This window comes from Arcticibacter sp. (assembly GCF_053551015.1).
This window is the reverse complement of the sequence record NZ_JBMQOB010000011.1, coordinates 1-15,783: the sequence shown is the minus strand read 5'-3', so window position 1 is coordinate 15,783 and position 15,783 is coordinate 1. Positions and strand designations below refer to the sequence as shown.

16 protein-coding genes and 1 tRNA gene are annotated in these 15,783 nt (G+C 47.9%); 12 read left to right on the top strand and 5 right to left on the bottom strand.

The features are described 5' to 3' along the window. Position 1: 1 nt before the first annotated feature. From ACO1NU_RS07215 to ACO1NU_RS07205, 3 genes are read right to left on the bottom strand one after another with little or no spacing between them, the layout of a single operon-like run. Positions 2-376 (bottom strand): hypothetical protein, encoded by a 375-nt coding sequence (locus ACO1NU_RS07215; RefSeq protein ID WP_448817801.1) that lies wholly within the window; start codon positions 374-376, stop codon positions 2-4. Positions 377-379: 3 nt separating this feature from the next. Beyond that, positions 380-883 (bottom strand): YdeI/OmpD-associated family protein, encoded by a 504-nt coding sequence (locus ACO1NU_RS07210; RefSeq protein ID WP_448817800.1) that lies wholly within the window; start codon positions 881-883, stop codon positions 380-382. Then, positions 864-2,042, bottom strand: a complete 1,179-nt coding sequence (locus ACO1NU_RS07205; RefSeq protein ID WP_448817799.1) for an AIR synthase related protein — start codon at positions 2,040-2,042, stop codon at positions 864-866. The genes ACO1NU_RS07210 and ACO1NU_RS07205 overlap by 20 nt, the downstream gene beginning before the upstream one ends. Positions 2,043-2,183: 141 nt before the next feature. On the opposite strand from ACO1NU_RS07205, the gene galA reads away from it, so the two are divergent. Both galA and ACO1NU_RS07195 read left to right on the top strand, forming a co-directional pair. Beyond that, positions 2,184-5,063 carry a beta-galactosidase GalA gene (gene galA / locus ACO1NU_RS07200; protein ID WP_448817798.1) on the top strand — a complete coding sequence of 960 codons (2,880 nt, stop codon included), beginning with the start codon at positions 2,184-2,186 and terminating at the stop codon, positions 5,061-5,063. Between the two features lie 60 nt (positions 5,064-5,123). Continuing rightward, on the top strand, positions 5,124-6,113 hold the full coding sequence (locus ACO1NU_RS07195; RefSeq protein WP_448817797.1) for a family 43 glycosylhydrolase: 990 nt from the start codon (positions 5,124-5,126) through the stop codon (positions 6,111-6,113). 55 nt (positions 6,114-6,168) lie between these two features. Here ACO1NU_RS07195 and ACO1NU_RS07190 read toward each other — a convergent pair whose 3' ends face one another. Further along, positions 6,169-8,343, bottom strand: coding sequence for a glutamine synthetase III family protein (locus tag ACO1NU_RS07190; RefSeq protein WP_448817796.1), 2,175 nt, complete (start codon positions 8,341-8,343; stop codon positions 6,169-6,171). 472 nt (positions 8,344-8,815) lie between these two features. On the opposite strand from ACO1NU_RS07190, the gene ACO1NU_RS07185 reads away from it, so the two are divergent. Genes ACO1NU_RS07185 through fbp form a run of 3 tightly spaced genes read left to right on the top strand, consistent with a single transcriptional unit; the run spans position 8,816 to position 11,116 of the window. After that, positions 8,816-9,550, top strand: a complete 735-nt coding sequence (locus tag ACO1NU_RS07185) for a tRNA1(Val) (adenine(37)-N6)-methyltransferase (RefSeq protein WP_448817795.1) — start codon at positions 8,816-8,818, stop codon at positions 9,548-9,550. 8 nt (positions 9,551-9,558) lie between these two features. Beyond that, on the top strand, positions 9,559-10,053 hold the full coding sequence (locus tag ACO1NU_RS07180; protein ID WP_448817794.1) for a metallophosphoesterase family protein: 495 nt from the start codon (positions 9,559-9,561) through the stop codon (positions 10,051-10,053). A gap of 19 nt (positions 10,054-10,072) precedes the next feature. After that, entirely contained in the window at positions 10,073-11,116 is a 1,044-nt protein-coding gene (gene fbp, locus ACO1NU_RS07175; RefSeq protein ID WP_448817793.1) for a class 1 fructose-bisphosphatase, read from the top strand. Here fbp and rnhA read toward each other — a convergent pair. Beyond that, positions 11,111-11,569 carry a ribonuclease HI gene (rnhA, locus tag ACO1NU_RS07170; protein WP_448817792.1) on the bottom strand — a complete coding sequence of 153 codons (459 nt, stop codon included), beginning with the start codon at positions 11,567-11,569 and terminating at the stop codon, positions 11,111-11,113. The genes fbp and rnhA overlap by 6 nt on opposite strands. Positions 11,570-11,736: 167 nt before the next feature. Between rnhA and ACO1NU_RS07165 the strand changes: the two genes are divergently transcribed. The 7 genes from ACO1NU_RS07165 to ACO1NU_RS07135 all read left to right on the top strand — a co-directional run bounded on the left by ACO1NU_RS07165 (position 11,737) and on the right by ACO1NU_RS07135 (position 15,626). After that, positions 11,737-11,812 (top strand) — tRNA-His (locus ACO1NU_RS07165). A 152-nt stretch (positions 11,813-11,964) separates the two neighbouring features. Next, positions 11,965-12,228 (top strand): DUF1275 family protein, encoded by a 264-nt coding sequence (locus tag ACO1NU_RS07160; RefSeq protein ID WP_448817791.1) that lies wholly within the window; start codon positions 11,965-11,967, stop codon positions 12,226-12,228. A 97-nt stretch (positions 12,229-12,325) separates the two neighbouring features. Beyond that, positions 12,326-12,799, top strand: a complete 474-nt coding sequence (locus tag ACO1NU_RS07155) for a nuclear transport factor 2 family protein (RefSeq protein ID WP_448817790.1) — start codon at positions 12,326-12,328, stop codon at positions 12,797-12,799. A gap of 41 nt (positions 12,800-12,840) precedes the next feature. Continuing rightward, complete coding sequence (locus ACO1NU_RS07150) at positions 12,841-13,443, top strand: 5'-methylthioadenosine/S-adenosylhomocysteine nucleosidase family protein (protein ID WP_448817789.1); 603 nt, start codon at positions 12,841-12,843, stop codon at positions 13,441-13,443. A gap of 72 nt (positions 13,444-13,515) precedes the next feature. Continuing rightward, positions 13,516-13,806 (top strand): hypothetical protein, encoded by a 291-nt coding sequence (locus ACO1NU_RS07145; protein ID WP_448817788.1) that lies wholly within the window; start codon positions 13,516-13,518, stop codon positions 13,804-13,806. 19 nt (positions 13,807-13,825) lie between these two features. Then, the gene (locus ACO1NU_RS07140) at positions 13,826-14,287 is read left to right on the top strand and encodes a hypothetical protein (protein WP_448817787.1); all 462 of its coding nucleotides are present in this window, start codon (positions 13,826-13,828) and stop codon (positions 14,285-14,287) included. 136 nt (positions 14,288-14,423) lie between these two features. Further along, positions 14,424-15,626: a PQQ-dependent sugar dehydrogenase gene (locus ACO1NU_RS07135; protein ID WP_448817786.1), complete on the top strand. Its 1,203-nt coding sequence runs from the start codon at positions 14,424-14,426 to the stop codon at positions 15,624-15,626. Positions 15,627-15,783 lie beyond the last annotated feature (157 nt).

The window sequence follows — 15,783 nt, the reverse complement described above, 5'->3', positions numbered from 1 at the left end:
ATCAGATATCGTCAGGTTCACGCTCCGGAAAGAATTCTCCCGTAAGGGTGATCATTCCATTTTCAAAGTCCACCTCAAAGTCAATCTCCATTTTCGCTTTATCACTCAGATCCAGATCCGCGCATGCATTATACATTCCCAGAATGTAGCGCGCCGTGAAAGAACCCTTACCCTGTTCATCCACCGTCATGTTCGTGGTGTCAAGCTCCAGATGATCCACACTGCCCCGCTCCCGGAAGTGGTACCCCATCAGCAGGTCTTCCACATGCTTGATCTCATTTTCTAGGGTCTGCGCCAGAATCACTTTCCTATCCGCACCATTTTCAATCGCTTCCATCGCTTGAGGCGACATCGCAAATTTTGTTGTTTCCTGCATAACTCAGTCGTTTGGTTTCGATCCGCCTAAAGTGCCCGTCTTTGCCTTTTCGGCAATTTCGAGGCTTCGTTTAATACGGGTGTCTACAGATTTAGCAGAACGAATATAGTGGATCAGTCCGCGCTTATGTCCCGGCAGCAGCTTCTCAAACTCAAAGCTGAAATGCTCATCCTGCATCAACACCTCCAGAAGCTCTTCCGGAAGTTGTAATCCCTCATGCACGTCACTGCGCACCCGTACACGAAAGGCAACATGCGGAATCAATTTATGTTTTTTGATCAGCTGCTTGCTGGCGATAATGACATAACCGTCGCCTCGTGGGTTCAGCGCACATGGAAATTCTTCGCCTCCTTTGATGGAGCAAAGGATCCTTACTGCACCCTTGCTTTCGCGAAAAAGCTGGCATACCTCATCCGGCACAACAATGACACTCGACCTCATTGTCGCTTCAGCCTCATAAAGAATGCCGTCAAACTCTGCCGATTTATTAGTGGTAGATGAACTCACCAAATTCTGACTTAATTGTCACCTGTTTCTTGTCGGCCGCCTCTACGCGACCTACAATCTGCGCATCAATATGGAAACTTTCAGAAATAGTAATTATATCAGCAGCAATCTCCTGAGGAACATAGATCTCCATACGGTGGCCCATATTGAAAACCTTATACATTTCCTCCCAGCTGGTGCCTGATTCTTCCTTGATCAGCTTAAATAGCGGCGGAAGAGGGAATAAATTATCCTTGATCACGTGCAGATTCTCGATGAAGTGCAGCACTTTAGTCTGCGCACCACCACTGCAATGCACCATTCCATGGATATTCGAACGGTGGTTTTCCAGTATTTTCTTAATAACGGGTGCATAGGTACGGGTAGGAGAGAGGACCAGCTTACCCGCAGTCATCGTCTTTCCAAAGCCGATTTCCACCTCATCAGTCAGCTTTCTGCTTCCGGAGAATACCAGTTCATAAGGAACAGAAGGGTCATAACTTTCCGGATACGAAACAGCAACAGACTTTCCAAAAACGTCATGACGTGCCGAAGTCAGTCCGTTAGAACCCATTCCGCCGTTATATTCCGTTTCGTAAGTAGCCTGGCCAGAGGAAGAAAGTCCTACAATCACGTCGCCTGGTTGTATGGTGTGGTTGGATATCACATCCGCGCGTTTCATCCGGCAGGTAACTGTCGAGTCCACGATCAGCGTACGCACCACATCGCCCACATCGGCCGTCTCACCGCCGGTGGAGTAGATGCCTACCCCCATTTCACGCAGTTCCGCAAGGATTTCCTCTGTACCGTTGATCAGGGCGGCAATAACCTCCCCCGGTACGAGGTTCTTGTTTCTTCCGATTGTCGAAGAAAGCAGGATCTGATCTACAGCGCCAACACAAAGCAGGTCGTCAATATTCATGATAATGGCGTCTTGTGCAATGCCTTTCCAGACAGACAGGTCGCCGGTTTCCTTCCAGTAAACATACGCCAGGGATGATTTGGTACCTGCCCCGTCGGCATGCATGATATTGCACCATTCTTCATCGCCACCCAGTATATCAGGGATGATTTTACAGAAAGCCTGTGGATATAAACCTTTATCAATGTTTTTTATGGCATTGTGTACGTCTTCTTTTCCAGCAGACACGCCTCTTTGGTTGTATTTAAGATCTGACATCAGGTCAAAGATAAGGCAAAGTATAGAATAAGGAAACCGGAAATGTGACATTGTAAGACGAAATTGCCCGGTTTCATAAGGTAATTTGCCGATCGTTGTTATCTTTAGGGAACCGGAATTAAAACCAATTATAGCCGAGCCATGAATATTCTGAAAAAGAGTTTTCTCCTCCTTCTGATGGTCTGCCTTCAGCTTGGAGCCTATGCACAAACGAAGGATGAACGTAGGCGGGAGCGTCTGCTGATGGATTTCAACTGGCGTTTTTCCTTTGGACATCCCTACCAGACAGCAAAAGACTTTGACACCGGAACAGGCTACTTCTCCTACCTGGCCAAGGCGGGTTATGGCGATGGCGCTGCTGCCACCGATTTTGATGACCGCTCATGGAGGAAACTCAACCTGCCGCACGACTGGGCTGTAGAGCAGGATTTCAGTGAAAAAGCAAGCTTCAGTCACGGCTTCAAAGCCATAGGTCGCAATTTTCCAGATGCTACCGTGGGCTGGTACCGCAAAACCTTTAACATTCCAGCATCCGACCTCGGCCGGAAAATAGCCATTGAGTTTGACGGTCTATTTCGCAACTCGGCAGTCTGGATCAACGGCCACTATCTCGGCACCGAAGCCAGTGGATACAACAGCTTCCGCTATGATCTGACAGACTACCTCAACTATGGAGGCAGCAACGTGATTGCGATCCGCGCAGACGTCACCATGGAAGAAGGTTGGTTCTACGAAGGAGCAGGCATCTACCGGCACGTATGGCTCAGCAAACACGAGCCCTTGCATGTGGCCCCCGATGGCACTTTTGTTACCACCCAGGTCAGCGGTTCCACCGCGAAGATAAACGCAAGGGCCACCGTCATCAACGAATCTACATCAGGAAAGACCTTCACCCTTTTGCAAACCATAACCGACCCCAGCGGTAAAGTCGTCGCCAGCGGCCGCATAGAAAAACTCTGGCTCGCTGCATTTCAGGAGCGGGAACTTGATCTGCAGCTTAGCGTCGAGCAGCCGCAGCTGTGGGATATCGAGACGCCGCATCTTTACCAGCTGAACACCAGCATCCTCGAAGGAACAAAAGAAGCGGACCACTATCAAACCACTTTCGGCATCCGCACCATCCGCTTCGATGCCAAAGAGGGTTTCTTCCTGAATGGCAAACACGTGAAGCTCAAAGGCACCAATAATCATCAGGACCATTCAGGCGTCGGTACAGCGATGCCCGACGAGCTGCAGTATTACCGCATCCGCAAACTAAAAGAGATGGGTGCCAATGCCTACCGATGCTCGCACCATCCGCCAACACCAGAGCTGCTGGAGGCCTGCGACAAGCTCGGCATGCTGGTGATTAATGAGAACAGACTGATGGGCACCAATGCGCAGATGCATGGCGATATGAAGAGGATGATCCAGCGTGACCGCAACCATCCGAGCATCATTGCCTGGTCTATCGGTAATGAAGAATGGGGCATTGAGAACAGTGAAACCGGCGCCCGAATCGCCACTACCATGCAGGCCTACGCCAAAAGCCTGGATTCGACCAGGGCCATTACGGTGGGTGTCAGTGGAGGCTTCCAGAGCGGAATATCTGACGTCATCGAGGTAATGGGCTACAACTACCTGGGTAATGGCGATATCGACGCACATCAGAAGCGCTTCCCTAATCAGCCGGGTATGGGTACCGAAGAAGGTTCCACCTTTGCCACCCGGGGCATTTATATTGACAATCCGCAGCGGCAGCACGCCGCCGCCTATGATAAGAAGCCTAGGCCAAGTTTCTACAGCATCGAAGAGGGCTGGCAGTTCTATGCCGCGCGGCCCTACCTGGCAGGCATGTTCATCTGGACAGGCTTCGATTACCGTGGCGAACCTACTCCTTATGGCTGGCCTTCTGTAACCTCCTATTTTGGTATGATGGACCTCTGCGGCTTCCCTAAAGACAACGTGTATTATCTCAGATCCTGGTGGCAGGATAAACCGGTCCTGCATATCTTACCACATTGGAACTGGAAGGGGCGGGAAGGAGAAGCGATTGATGTACGCGTTTACAGCAATTGCGATGAAGTGGAACTCTTCCTCAACCGGAAAAGCCTGGGCAGGCAGTCCATGAAGCCCAATTCTCACCTTCAGTGGAAGGTGCCTTATGCTGCCGGGAAGCTCGAAGCTATAGCTTACCGGGGCGGAAAGAAGATCCTGACAGACCAGCGCACTACCAGCGGAGAGGCCACACAGATCAGTCTCTCTGCACATAAGGGTACCTTACTCGCAAACAGCGAAGATATTGCCATGATCAGCGTATCGGTAGCCGATAAAAATAATGAAACCGTGCCCACAGCAGAGAACGGAATTAGTTTCTCGATCAGCGGACCGGGTAAGATCATCGGAGTAGGTAATGGCGACCCATCTTCACTTGAGCGCGAAAACTTCGTTGATCAGATCAGGAATATTAGAACAAGCCTTCGTGTAGAAAAAGCCCTGCCTGAAAACTATGATGCAGTGCAAGCACTTAGGCTCCAGCCAGACAGCACCTGGAAAGAGGCTTTCAGCACACGCGATTACAAAAACTTAGCGAAAGCCTATATCCATCGCGGCACCTTTGAGTTACCGAAGGATTTCGCCGCTGCTGAGCTGACCTTCTTTTACAAAAGCATCGGTACAGGCCAGCAGATCTTCATCAATGGAAAGCAAATAGCCAAAAACATAGAAGATCAGCAAGCGGGACACGTGTTCAGGCTGAACAAAGCCCTTTTGAAGCCCGGAGTCAACGAGCTGACCATTATCGCAGCACCCCTGACAAAGAAGCGCGACTGGGACAAGGTCAATACAGATCCCGGTACGATACAGATCCTCAAACCGGCCGCGGAATGGAACAGAAAGCTGTTTAGCGGACTGGCGCAGGTCATTGTGCAGAGCAGCGGTGAAGCGGGTACCATCCGGCTGAAGGCAAGCGGACCCGGACTTAAACCCTCCACGATCATTTTACAGGCACGGCCTGGAGGCAAAAGACCAGCCCTTGAGTAGAAGGCAATCCACAAACACACAGATAAAAACTATATTACAACAGAATACAAGATCCATTTCATGAAAAAAACACTTGCACTCCTTACTTTACTTAGCGCAGCCAGCCCCAGTCCGGCTTCCGCACAAAGCAACAAGAACTTCATCTCTAATCCCATTGTAAGCGGCTATTTCGCCGATCCGACCATCGTCAAAGACAAAGACACCTTCTATATTTATGCCACGATAGATCCCTGGGGAGCCGATGAACTTGCCGTTTTGGAGACCAAAGATTTCAAGACCTTCAATAGAAAGACGCTAAACTGGCCTACCAAGCAGGCATGTACCAGTCCCACCTCCGGCGATGCCAAAGTATGGGCCCCCGGAGTAGTGAAGGCGCCAAACGGTAAATACTACATGTATGTAGCCGTAGGCAGCGAAATCTGGGCAGGCGTGAGCGACGCTCCTCTGGGCCCCTGGAAAAACATGAAAGCAGATAACACCCCTCTTGTTTCACAAACCGACTTCCCCAAGGTGCATAATATTGATGCTGATTGCTTTATTGACGATGACGGGCAGGCCTACCTTTACTGGGGTTCAGGGTACAACTGGAAAAACGGTCGCTGCATGGTCGTTAAGCTGAATAAAGACATGGTCACCTTCGCAGAAACACCAAGAGATGTGACGCCGCCAACCTTCTTCGAAGGAGCGCACATGATCAAAAGAAATAAAAAGTATTACCTCATGTTCTCCTCCGGAAAGGCTGTGGATGCTAGCTACCGCGTGGGCTATGCGATAGGCGACACCCCCTATGGGCCATTTAAAGAGCTGGGTGATAATCCGATCCTTAGCACCACTGCCGACAGTACCGTGATCGGCCCAGGACATCATACCGTGCTGCGCGAAGGAGGGCAAGATTATATTGTATACCATCGCCTCACGCCAAACAAAGAAAAAGCTGTACTGAGACAGCTGTGCATTGATTATCTCAACTATAATCCAGACGGGAGCATCAAGAAGATCACCCCGGCGGGTGTGAAGCCCTTTATTAACACCAAAGCCTCCGTTAAATAAAAAAAGGGGTTGTTTCTCATCAGAAACAACCCCTTTTTCCTTTATCAGGAAAAATTTATTTGATGAACAACAGCTCGCTCAATTTAGGAAGCGGCCAGTTGCTGTCAGCAACGATCTTCTCCAGCTTGTTAACATGGTAGCGGATCGGATCGAAGTAGGATTTCACGTTCTCATCGTATGCGATCGCTTTTTCACGGGCATCGTCAATCACGTTAGCTTTCTTGCGTTCGTTGATCATCTCAGTCGTGTTCGTCTTGATGAAGTTCACGTGGTAAGAAATCTTTTTGATGATCTCCAACTGAGCTGCATAAGATTCTTCATCCAGTCCAAGGTCTTTCAAACCTTTCACGTTATCAATTAGTGAAGTCTGGTAGGAAATGGCAGCAGGGATGATCACACTATTAACCATTTCGCCCATTACCCTTGCTTCAATCTGAAGTTTCTTGAAGAAGCTCTCCAGCAGGATCTCATGTCTTGCGTGGCTTTCGCGTTGAGTATATACACCCGCATCCTCAAACAGACGCGTTGTTTTCTCATTAACAAGAACATCTAAAGCTTTAGGAGTAGTCTTGATGTTAGACAAGCCTCTCTTTTCAGCCTCAGCAGCCCACTCATCGCTATAACCGTTACCTTCAAAACGAATCGCTTTTGATTCCTTGATATAACGTTTGATGATGGTCATCAGGGCAACGTCCTTTTTCTCGCCTTTTTTCAGCAATTTATCCACATCTGTCTTGAACTTCGCCAATTGCTCAGCAACGATGGTGTTCAATACAGTCATCGGATTAGCCGAATTCGCAGAAGAACCTACCGCACGCAGCTCAAACTTGTTACCCGTAAAGGCAAAAGGAGAAGTACGGTTACGGTCAGTATTGTCAAGCAGAATCTGAGGAACTTTCGGGATGTGTGTCCACAGAGCAGGCTCCTGTTTCATTTTGCTGGTTACGCGCGATGACTCGATTTCATCCAGAACATCATTCAGCTGGCTTCCAAGGAAGATAGAGATGATTGCCGGAGGAGCCTCGTTAGCACCCAGACGGTGGTCATTGCTTACCGAAGCGATAGATGCACGCAGCAAATCAGCATGCTCGTAAACCGCTCTGATAGTGTTCACGAAGAAAGTCAGGAACATGAGGTTGTTTTTCGGAGTCTTTCCCGGAGCAAGCAGGTTTTTGCCGGTGTTGGTGATCAACGACCAGTTATTGTGCTTACCAGAACCGTTCACACCTGCGAATGGCTTCTCGTGCAATAACACTTTGAAGTGATGACGACGTCCAACCTTATCCATTAAGTCCATCAGCAACTGATTGTGGTCAATCGCCAGGTTCATTTCTTCATAAAGAGGAGCACACTCAAACTGAGAAGGAGCAACCTCGTTGTGACGGGTTTTCAAAGGAATACCCAACTTCAATGATTCTGTTTCGAAATCCTGCATGAAAGCCAGGACACGCTCAGGAATAGATCCGAAATAATGATCTTCCAGCTGCTGGTTCTTAGCAGACATATGACCGAATAATGCTCTACCGGTTGTGTATAAATCCGGACGTGCATTAAACAAAGAAAGGTCAACAAGGAAATACTCCTGTTCGATACCCAGGGAAACAGAAACTTTCTCGATCCCTTTATCGAAATATTGAGCAACAGAAACGGCAGCCCTGTCGAGTGCAGAAATAGCTTTTAATAAAGGAGCTTTGTAATCCAGAGACTCACCGGTGTAGGAGATGAATACAGTCGGGATACAAAGCGTCTTTCCCATAATAAAGGCAGGAGACGAAGGATCCCAGGCTGTGTAGCCTCTCGCTTCAAACGTAGTACGGATACCGCCGTTAGGGAAGCTGGAAGCGTCAGGCTCCTGTTGAGCCAAAGCCTCGCCCGAGAACTTCTCAATGCCAAATCCATCACCAGTCGGTTCAAAGAAGGAATCATGCTTCTCAGCCGTAGTTCCAGTCAATGGTTGGAACCAGTGCGTATAATGTGTAACACCAACGCTCATCGCCCAGGCCTTCATTGCTGAAGCAACTTGTTCTGCAACATCACGGTCAATTCTTTCTCCATTGATAATAGAATTATCTACACTTGCAAAAGCATCTTTAGAAAGATACTCCTTCATTTTACGTTTGTCGAAAACGAGTGAAGCGAAATAATCCGAAACTTTTGGAGATGGAGAAGTGACCTCAGGAACAGTCCTGGTTAGAACGGCATTTAAAGCCTGGAATCTAAGACTTGACATGATTAATGTTGGTTTTTTAAAAATATTTAAATAAAATATTCGTGTTTGGGTCAAATATTTATATAAAATACCTAAAAAGCTAATAATATTTGAAATTAATGATTTGGCATGACAAAAGTCATTCTTATTCCTGCTTATTTGATGTTTAATCGTGTAAATTGCTGAGGATATCTGGATTCAGACCCTAAGTGACTTTGTGCCTCCACGGGAGCTCAAGGATGGTGAGAGCAAGGTACCCAAACAGAAGTTTATTTGAGGTTGAAAGTGTGTGCAGACGCTGGTGAGCCGACGGTGATCCGTAAAATGACGACTGAGTAGTGGTTGAACTCCGTTAAATGCTTGGTGGAGCTTCCATGAGGGTACCTCGCCGGTTGAGGCCATCACCCTTTTCGGAGGCGCGCGGCGAAGGCCAGCTTATGGAAATGCTTATCTTTGGAATCCTGCATATAGAGACGGGAATGACCATTAACAGATGAAAAACATCTTCCGCTTTAAACAATTTAGCGTTGACCAGGCCGGTTGTGGCATGAAGATCAATACAGACGGCGTACTGCTGGGCGCACTGGCAGGAGGCGGGAATCCCGGCAGGGTTCTCGACATAGGTGCCGGAACGGGAGTCATCTCCATGATGCTTGCGCAGCGCTTTCCACACGCCCGGATAGATGCAGTAGAGATAGACCCTTCCGCTGCCGAAGCGTCCCGGAAGAACTTCGCCGCTTCAGCCTTTGCAGGTAGACTCCAGCTGATTGCAGGATCATTTCAGGAATATGCACTTCAGTCGGATCTGATCAGGTATGATCTGATTGTGAGTAATCCTCCCTTTTTTCTGAATTCTTTGAAGAACCCCGACGAGCAGAGGAAACTCGCGCGGCATGCCGAACGAGGTTTCTTTGAAGAGCTGGTAAGCTTCGGGCAGCAACACCTGAGTGATGAGGGGGAATTCTGGCTGATTCTGCCGCCGGAAGCAGCACTCGAGACCCGGACACTCGCCGGAGCCGCAGCCCTGCACCTGATCAGGAGCATAGCGGTAAAATCATTCGCTGAGGACGAGCCTCATCGGGAAGTGCTGGTTTTTTCAAAACAGCAAAAAAATATCTCAGCAGATTTGTTGGTTATCTCAGCAGATTTGTTGGTTATATATGAGTCGCCTAAAGTATATACCGAGGCCTATAAAAGCCTTCTCAGAGACTTCTTAATCATTTTCTAAACGACATTGTGAAACGAATCGGACTTATATCAGATACACACGGCTTTCTGGATGATGCGGTTTTCAAGCATTTTGATGAATGCGATGAAATCTGGCATGCGGGCGACTTCGGCAATATACAACTGGCCGATCAGTTGGCGGCGTTCAAGCCGCTGAGAGGGGTGTATGGAAATATTGATGGTAAGGATGTCAGGATCAGCTACCCCGAAGACCTGCGCTTTATGTGTGAGGGCGTCGACGTGTGGATGACGCATATTGGTGGATACCCCGGGCGATATGACGCAAGAATCCGCACAGAATTATACAATAATCCGCCCAAACTTTTCATCAGCGGGCACTCCCATATCCTAAAAGTTATCTTTGATAAAAAAATTGGTACTTTACACTTAAATCCGGGTGCCGCCGGCAAACAAGGATGGCATAAAGTGCGTTCTCTGTTAAGATTCAGCGTTTCTGAGGAAAAAATTCTTAACTTGGAGATCATTGAGTTGGGAACAAGATAATGTATAAAATACACTAAGTATGTCGGTAGTTAAAACTTTAGGTCAGTTTATTATTGAAAAACAAAAAGACTTTCCCTACGCCAAGGGTGAGCTGTCCCGCCTCTTGCGGGATATTGGCATTGCATCCAAAATCGTCAACCGTGAAGTGAACAAAGCGGGACTTGTCGACATCCTTGGTGAAGTCGGAACGCAGAACAGCCATGGCGAGTCGCAGAAGAAGCTCGACGTGTTTGCGAACGAACAGTTTATCTCAGCCCTCACGGTTGGAGGAGAATGCTGTATTGTGGTCTCTGAAGAAAATGACGAGCCGATTTACATTAATTCAGAAATATCTCCTAATGCCAAGTACATCGTGGCGATAGATCCATTGGATGGTTCGTCCAATATCGATGTGAACGTTTCAGTAGGGACGATTTTTTCAATTTACCGCAGGCTGTCTACCGACGGGCCAGCCCAGTTAAAAGATGCCCTGCAGAACGGTACAGAGCAAGTGGCAGCGGGTTATGTGGTGTACGGATCATCCACGATGCTGGTTTATACTACAGGAAAAGGAGTGAATGGCTTTACGCTGGACCCATCGATCGGTGAGTTTTGCTTGTCGCACCCCGACATGTGTATGCCTAAAGACGGCTATATCTATTCCCTGAACGAAGGGAACTACGTTCATTTTCCACAGGGAGTGAAGAAGTATCTGAAATACTGCCAGGCGGAAGACGAGGCAACAAACCGTCCATACTCATCCCGATATATAGGTTCCATGGTAGCGGATTTGCACCGTAACCTGCTTAAGGGCGGGATCTTTATCTATCCAAGTACGGCAAGTGCCCCTAACGGGAAGCTGCGTTTGGTTTACGAATGCAATCCGATGGCCTTTATCATTGAGCAGGCGGGAGGGAAGGCATCAAACGGCTTCAAGCGGATCCTGGATACCGAGGTTGAGTCTCTTCACCAGCGCTCTCCCATCTTCCTGGGATCAGAGAACATGGTGCTGAAAGTGGAGGAGTTTATGAAAGAATATTGCCCGGAGCTGGCTCCGCGTGAAGTGGAAAGTACAGAATTATAACGCCTCTGCCTCGAAAGCGGCGTCTATTAATAATTTGTCTCTTTGTTGAGCTGCTGCGACTGCTAAACGGTCGCAGCGTTCATTTTCAGGGTGTCCGGCATGCCCTTTAACCCATTGAAAGCGAACCTTATGCTGCTTGTAGATCTGGAGGAACCGCATCCATAGATCTTTGTTTTTCTTGCCCGCAAAACCCTTGCTTACCCAGCCAAATACCCATTTCTTTTCGACTGCATCCACCACGTATTTGGAATCGGAGAAGATGACGACCTCTTGTCCGGGCTTATGAATAGCTTCCAGCCCTACGATGACCGCCATTAGCTCCATTCGGTTATTGGTGGTCTTTCTGAAACCTGCTGCCAGTTCTTTGTAGTGTGGGCCTGATTTGAGCACGACACCGTATCCGCCCGGACCAGGATTGCCACTTGAAGCACCGTCAGTATAGATTTCGATCATTTGTTAATGAGTTTTGAACTGGCAAAAATAGCAAGATAAAGCGGATTAGCGGGGAATTGAGGCGTGCAGAAAAATAATCGCGTTCAAAATTAGGGAGTTAATGAAATAGTAAATTTTAAATTTGCAGAATGTAATATTTGAGTTATTTTTGCAGCATAATAAAGCACGGTGGTTTTAGCTCAGTCGGTTAGAGCGCCTGATTGTGGTTCAGGAGGTCGTGGGTTCGAGCCCCATATTCCACCCTTAAATGGGGCAAAGTCTTAAAATTAGGTTTTGCCCCATTTTTTTGCTTGGGATTTTCGTGTCTCTCTATTACGGCGGCAGCGCTGTTGTTATTCGGTTCGACAGTTCTGTTTTGAAACACAATTAATACAAGCAATATCTGGCAGGCTATTGTGTCCACGGAGCTGTCGCAATTGTTCTTCTACAAACAAAAGGACCAGAAAGACAAGCTTTATTCATCGATCAAATTGCGCTTGACTATCATTACCTTTTTCTTTTTGGGTGGTCTTTTAGGCGGTATTCTATTCCCGATATTAAAGGTATACATGTTGGCGATTGCAACCTCGGTGCTAATTGCCGGAATGATATACGATGACCTCAAATTGAAGCTAATGATTCAGAATAGGAGCAAAACTAAAGCCCATCCAATATCCTAGAAGGATGATCGGCTTGAATGGATGTAAATCCTGGGTTTATTCTAGATTGTTTTTAGCTCACATGTTTTATCTTTGCTATTGATTATGAGTTAGATATATGCATTTCTTGAGTGGAGATGAGACGATTATGAGAAAGCCCATTAGCTTTATTCCACTGCTGCTGCTCGCTCTTCTTCTGAGCAGCTTTACCCATATTTTAAGACCCGGAGACATGACTAAAAATAAAGAAACGGTTGCCAGGTACATGAGTGCCTTTAACCAGAAAGACCATGCCGCAATCCTCGCTTGTTTGACTGAGAATGTAGTCTGGGAACTTCCTGGTGTCTATCAGCATAGAGGCAAAGCCGCCTTTGATAAAGAGATCGAGAACGAAGGGTTTTCTGGCAAGCCGGTGATCAAGGTGTCGCGAATGGTGGAAGAGAATGACGTCGTCATCGCGGAGGGTACGGTGCAGGCTACAACGAAAGATGGTGTGGTAGTGAACCTGGTATTTTGCGATGTTTTTGAAATGGAGAATGGGCTGATCAAAAAGCTGATCAGCTACCTCATGCCAATACCGGATAAGAAGTAAGGGCAAAAACTGCATCTTTGCATATACAACGATGATATTTCATGATACATATTAACGAGTCCTTATCCTTTCCGCTGGAAGATGTATTGTTTTCATTCGCACTGGAGTCTGAAGCTGCTGAAGTCTTTTCTGACCATCGTACCATCTTCACCGGTATCGGCAAAATTAACGCGGCCTATGAGCTGACGAAAGCCATTCAGACTAAAAAGCCATCCCTTATCGTAAATCTGGGTTCGGCAGGGAGCAATCATTTCAAAAAGGGTGATGTTGTTTGCTGTACAAGCTTCGTGCAAAGGGACATGGATGTGCGCGGACTGGGTTATGAACTTTACGAAACGCCTTTATCTGGGCTGTCGCCTGTTCTGGAGTACGGCCTGGTGATGGATGGTCTAAAAAGGGGAGTTTGTGGTACCGGAGACAGCTTCGAGATGGGACATTCGGCCGCCATATATAACGTGCTGGATATGGAAGCTTATGCACTGGCGATGATTGCCATGAAGGAGAGCATTCCATTTTTGTGTTTGAAGTATATTTCGGATGGTGCAGACGACAATGCTGCAGAGGATTGGGTTGTTCAGGTTCACCAGGCTGCTGTCGCCTATGGGGATATACTCAGGCTGAGAAAGAATGACGTCCTTTCCTAAATGACTCTTTTTCATCGGGCTTTCCATGGTGATCTGATCTAAACAAAAGCTACCAGAAGCCGTTTCTATTGCATGGAAAACTTTGCAATATCTCTTAATCATGCGGATGAAGTACGCCACTTTGAAGTGGGTGAATACCTGCATCATGATGGTGGGCAGTGTAAGTACCGGATCTATGAAGATGGGAATTATGTAGCGAGCTTTCGGCCCGATGCACAGAACTACCTGCATATCTGTCAGAATCCGGCGGGTCTGGATGAGGAACTGCTTGATCAGGTTGCCGACTATATTGAGTCGCGGATTCCGCATTCCAGAGGCAGGTTGTTCAATGACGATGCTTCTGAAAACCAGGAGGAAATTTGATTCATCATAAGCATATTTTATGGAATGTCAATCGAATAATAACGATCCGGTGATCCGTGAGATCGCCGATCAGTTTGATACTTTGCAGAAGGTAGCAGATGAACTGCGCCTTGGTAATTATAAGAATGAGGACGGCGACCTGGTTTGCAATCCGGCTTTCCTGAAGCTGGAGCAACTCGCCAGACAGGAGCAGCCTGTAGAAGAGGACGTCGCCTCAAACGGCATGAGATATGAAGAGGAGCAGTTGATCAATGAACCTTTTCATGTTGAAGCGGATATTTACGACAGTGGTGATTACGCTCATCTGCTGGTCATTCCCTCGGCCGGCAATTACATCGTGGTCGGAGAGAATGAGCACCTGACGACGCTGACTAAGACCTGCGATGAACCTGAATGCTGGGATCAGGTAGATGGCTCGTTGGATGAGGAGGTGGTTGAGGTACTTGGCCGCGAGATCAGCAACTATCTGAGCTCCATTTGATGTTTTGTATGTCTTTCTTCTGCGGTGATAGCGGAAGAAAGATCTGGAAGAACAAATTTCCGCAATGATGGTACTATATATGGATTAAAGATTATATAGGTACTTGGTTATGAACGGATTCTCTGAACTCAGGTGCATGATAGCCCTTATGGCTATGCTCCCCCTTTTCTCGTGTTCTCAAAAGAACGAAAGTAATGATTTAACTACGCCGGTGGAGGCTTTATCTCCTGTAGAGACTCAGCAACCGAATTCAGATTATAAGCCTGCTTTTGCGGGACAAACCCGGATCAGTGGGGTAAAAACGTCTGCCAGCTACAAGGTGACTGTGCTTACTTCTTCGCTAGTTGCCCCCTGGGGGATAGCGGCTTTGCCGGACGGGCGTTTCCTTGTGACAGAAAAAGCGGGTAAACTGAGGATCGTAACAGCTACCGGAACGATAGGTGAACCGATTAGCGGGGTGCCACAGGTCAATGCGTCGGGGCAGGGTGGATTGCTGGGCATCTGCCTGGATCCTGATTTTGCCAGCAACCGCATGATCTATTGGTCATTCTCTCAACCGGGTAATCTCACTGCTATAGCAAAGGCCAGACTATCTGCTGATGAACGTGCGTTGGAAGGGGTGACGGTTATCTACCGCGCTACTCCCTTGTATAGCGGCTCCAACCATTATGGCGGACGTGTAGTTTTCGATCGGAACGGAAACCTTCTGGCGAGTACAGGGGAACGCTCAGATCTAGTAACGCGGCCGCAGGCGCAGTCGCTGGAATCAGGTCTCGGAAAGATCGTCCGCATTACTAAGGATGGTTCACCCGTAGCTGGCAACCCATTTGCCGCTCAGGCGGGAGCAAGGCCGGAGATCTATTCTTACGGACACCGTAATCCACAGGGTTTAGCGATTCATCCTGAAACAGGCGACCTATGGGAAAGTGAACATGGCCCGCGCGGCGGAGATGAGGTAAACAGGGTGCAGGCGGGTGCCAATTATGGCTGGCCCACCATCACATATGGTATTGAATACAGTGGCCAGCGGGTAGGCGAGGGCATTCAGCAGAAAGAGGGCCTGATGCAACCCGTTTATTACTGGGACCCGGTGATCTCACCAAGCGGGATGACGTTCTACAGCGGTGACCGGATTCCGGAGTGGCGTAACAACCTGTTTATCGGTGCGCTGAGCGGTATGCATATCGTCAGGCTGGTGATCGAGAAAGACAAGGCGCTGGGCGAAGAACGTTTGCTGGTAAATGAGAAACAGCGTTTCAGGGATATTACCCAAGGTACCGATGGTGCACTGTATGCAGTCACCGACCAAGGTAAGCTGTACCGGATAGATAAGGAGTAGATCGGATATTTTTCGGCTAGTGTATCTGAGATTGGCAGAAAACGCCTTGTAACAATAACATATCAAAGTAAAAAAAGCGCTGATTACCAGCATTCAGGACATCTTTCAGGCTTTTTGGTAGTCTATTTGTTACAATTAATCAATCGATTGATTAATT

Coding starts and splice junctions, on each gene's coding strand:
- ACO1NU_RS07215 (WP_448817801.1), bottom strand. CDS start 376: ATGCAGGAAACAACAAAATTTGCGATGTCGCCTCAAGCGATGGAAGCG.
- ACO1NU_RS07205 (WP_448817799.1), bottom strand. CDS start 2,042: ATGTCAGATCTTAAATACAACCAAAGAGGCGTGTCTGCTGGAAAAGAA.
- galA (WP_448817798.1), top strand. CDS start 2,184: ATGAATATTCTGAAAAAGAGTTTTCTCCTCCTTCTGATGGTCTGCCTT.
- ACO1NU_RS07195 (WP_448817797.1), top strand. CDS start 5,124: ATGAAAAAAACACTTGCACTCCTTACTTTACTTAGCGCAGCCAGCCCC.
- ACO1NU_RS07190 (WP_448817796.1), bottom strand. CDS start 8,343: ATGTCAAGTCTTAGATTCCAGGCTTTAAATGCCGTTCTAACCAGGACT.
- ACO1NU_RS07185 (WP_448817795.1), top strand. CDS start 8,816: ATGAAAAACATCTTCCGCTTTAAACAATTTAGCGTTGACCAGGCCGGT.
- fbp (WP_448817793.1), top strand. CDS start 10,073: ATGTCGGTAGTTAAAACTTTAGGTCAGTTTATTATTGAAAAACAAAAA.
- rnhA (WP_448817792.1), bottom strand. CDS start 11,569: ATGATCGAAATCTATACTGACGGTGCTTCAAGTGGCAATCCTGGTCCG.
- ACO1NU_RS07155 (WP_448817790.1), top strand. CDS start 12,326: ATGCATTTCTTGAGTGGAGATGAGACGATTATGAGAAAGCCCATTAGC.
- ACO1NU_RS07150 (WP_448817789.1), top strand. CDS start 12,841: ATGATACATATTAACGAGTCCTTATCCTTTCCGCTGGAAGATGTATTG.
- ACO1NU_RS07145 (WP_448817788.1), top strand. CDS start 13,516: ATGGAAAACTTTGCAATATCTCTTAATCATGCGGATGAAGTACGCCAC.
- ACO1NU_RS07140 (WP_448817787.1), top strand. CDS start 13,826: ATGGAATGTCAATCGAATAATAACGATCCGGTGATCCGTGAGATCGCC.
- ACO1NU_RS07135 (WP_448817786.1), top strand. CDS start 14,424: ATGATAGCCCTTATGGCTATGCTCCCCCTTTTCTCGTGTTCTCAAAAG.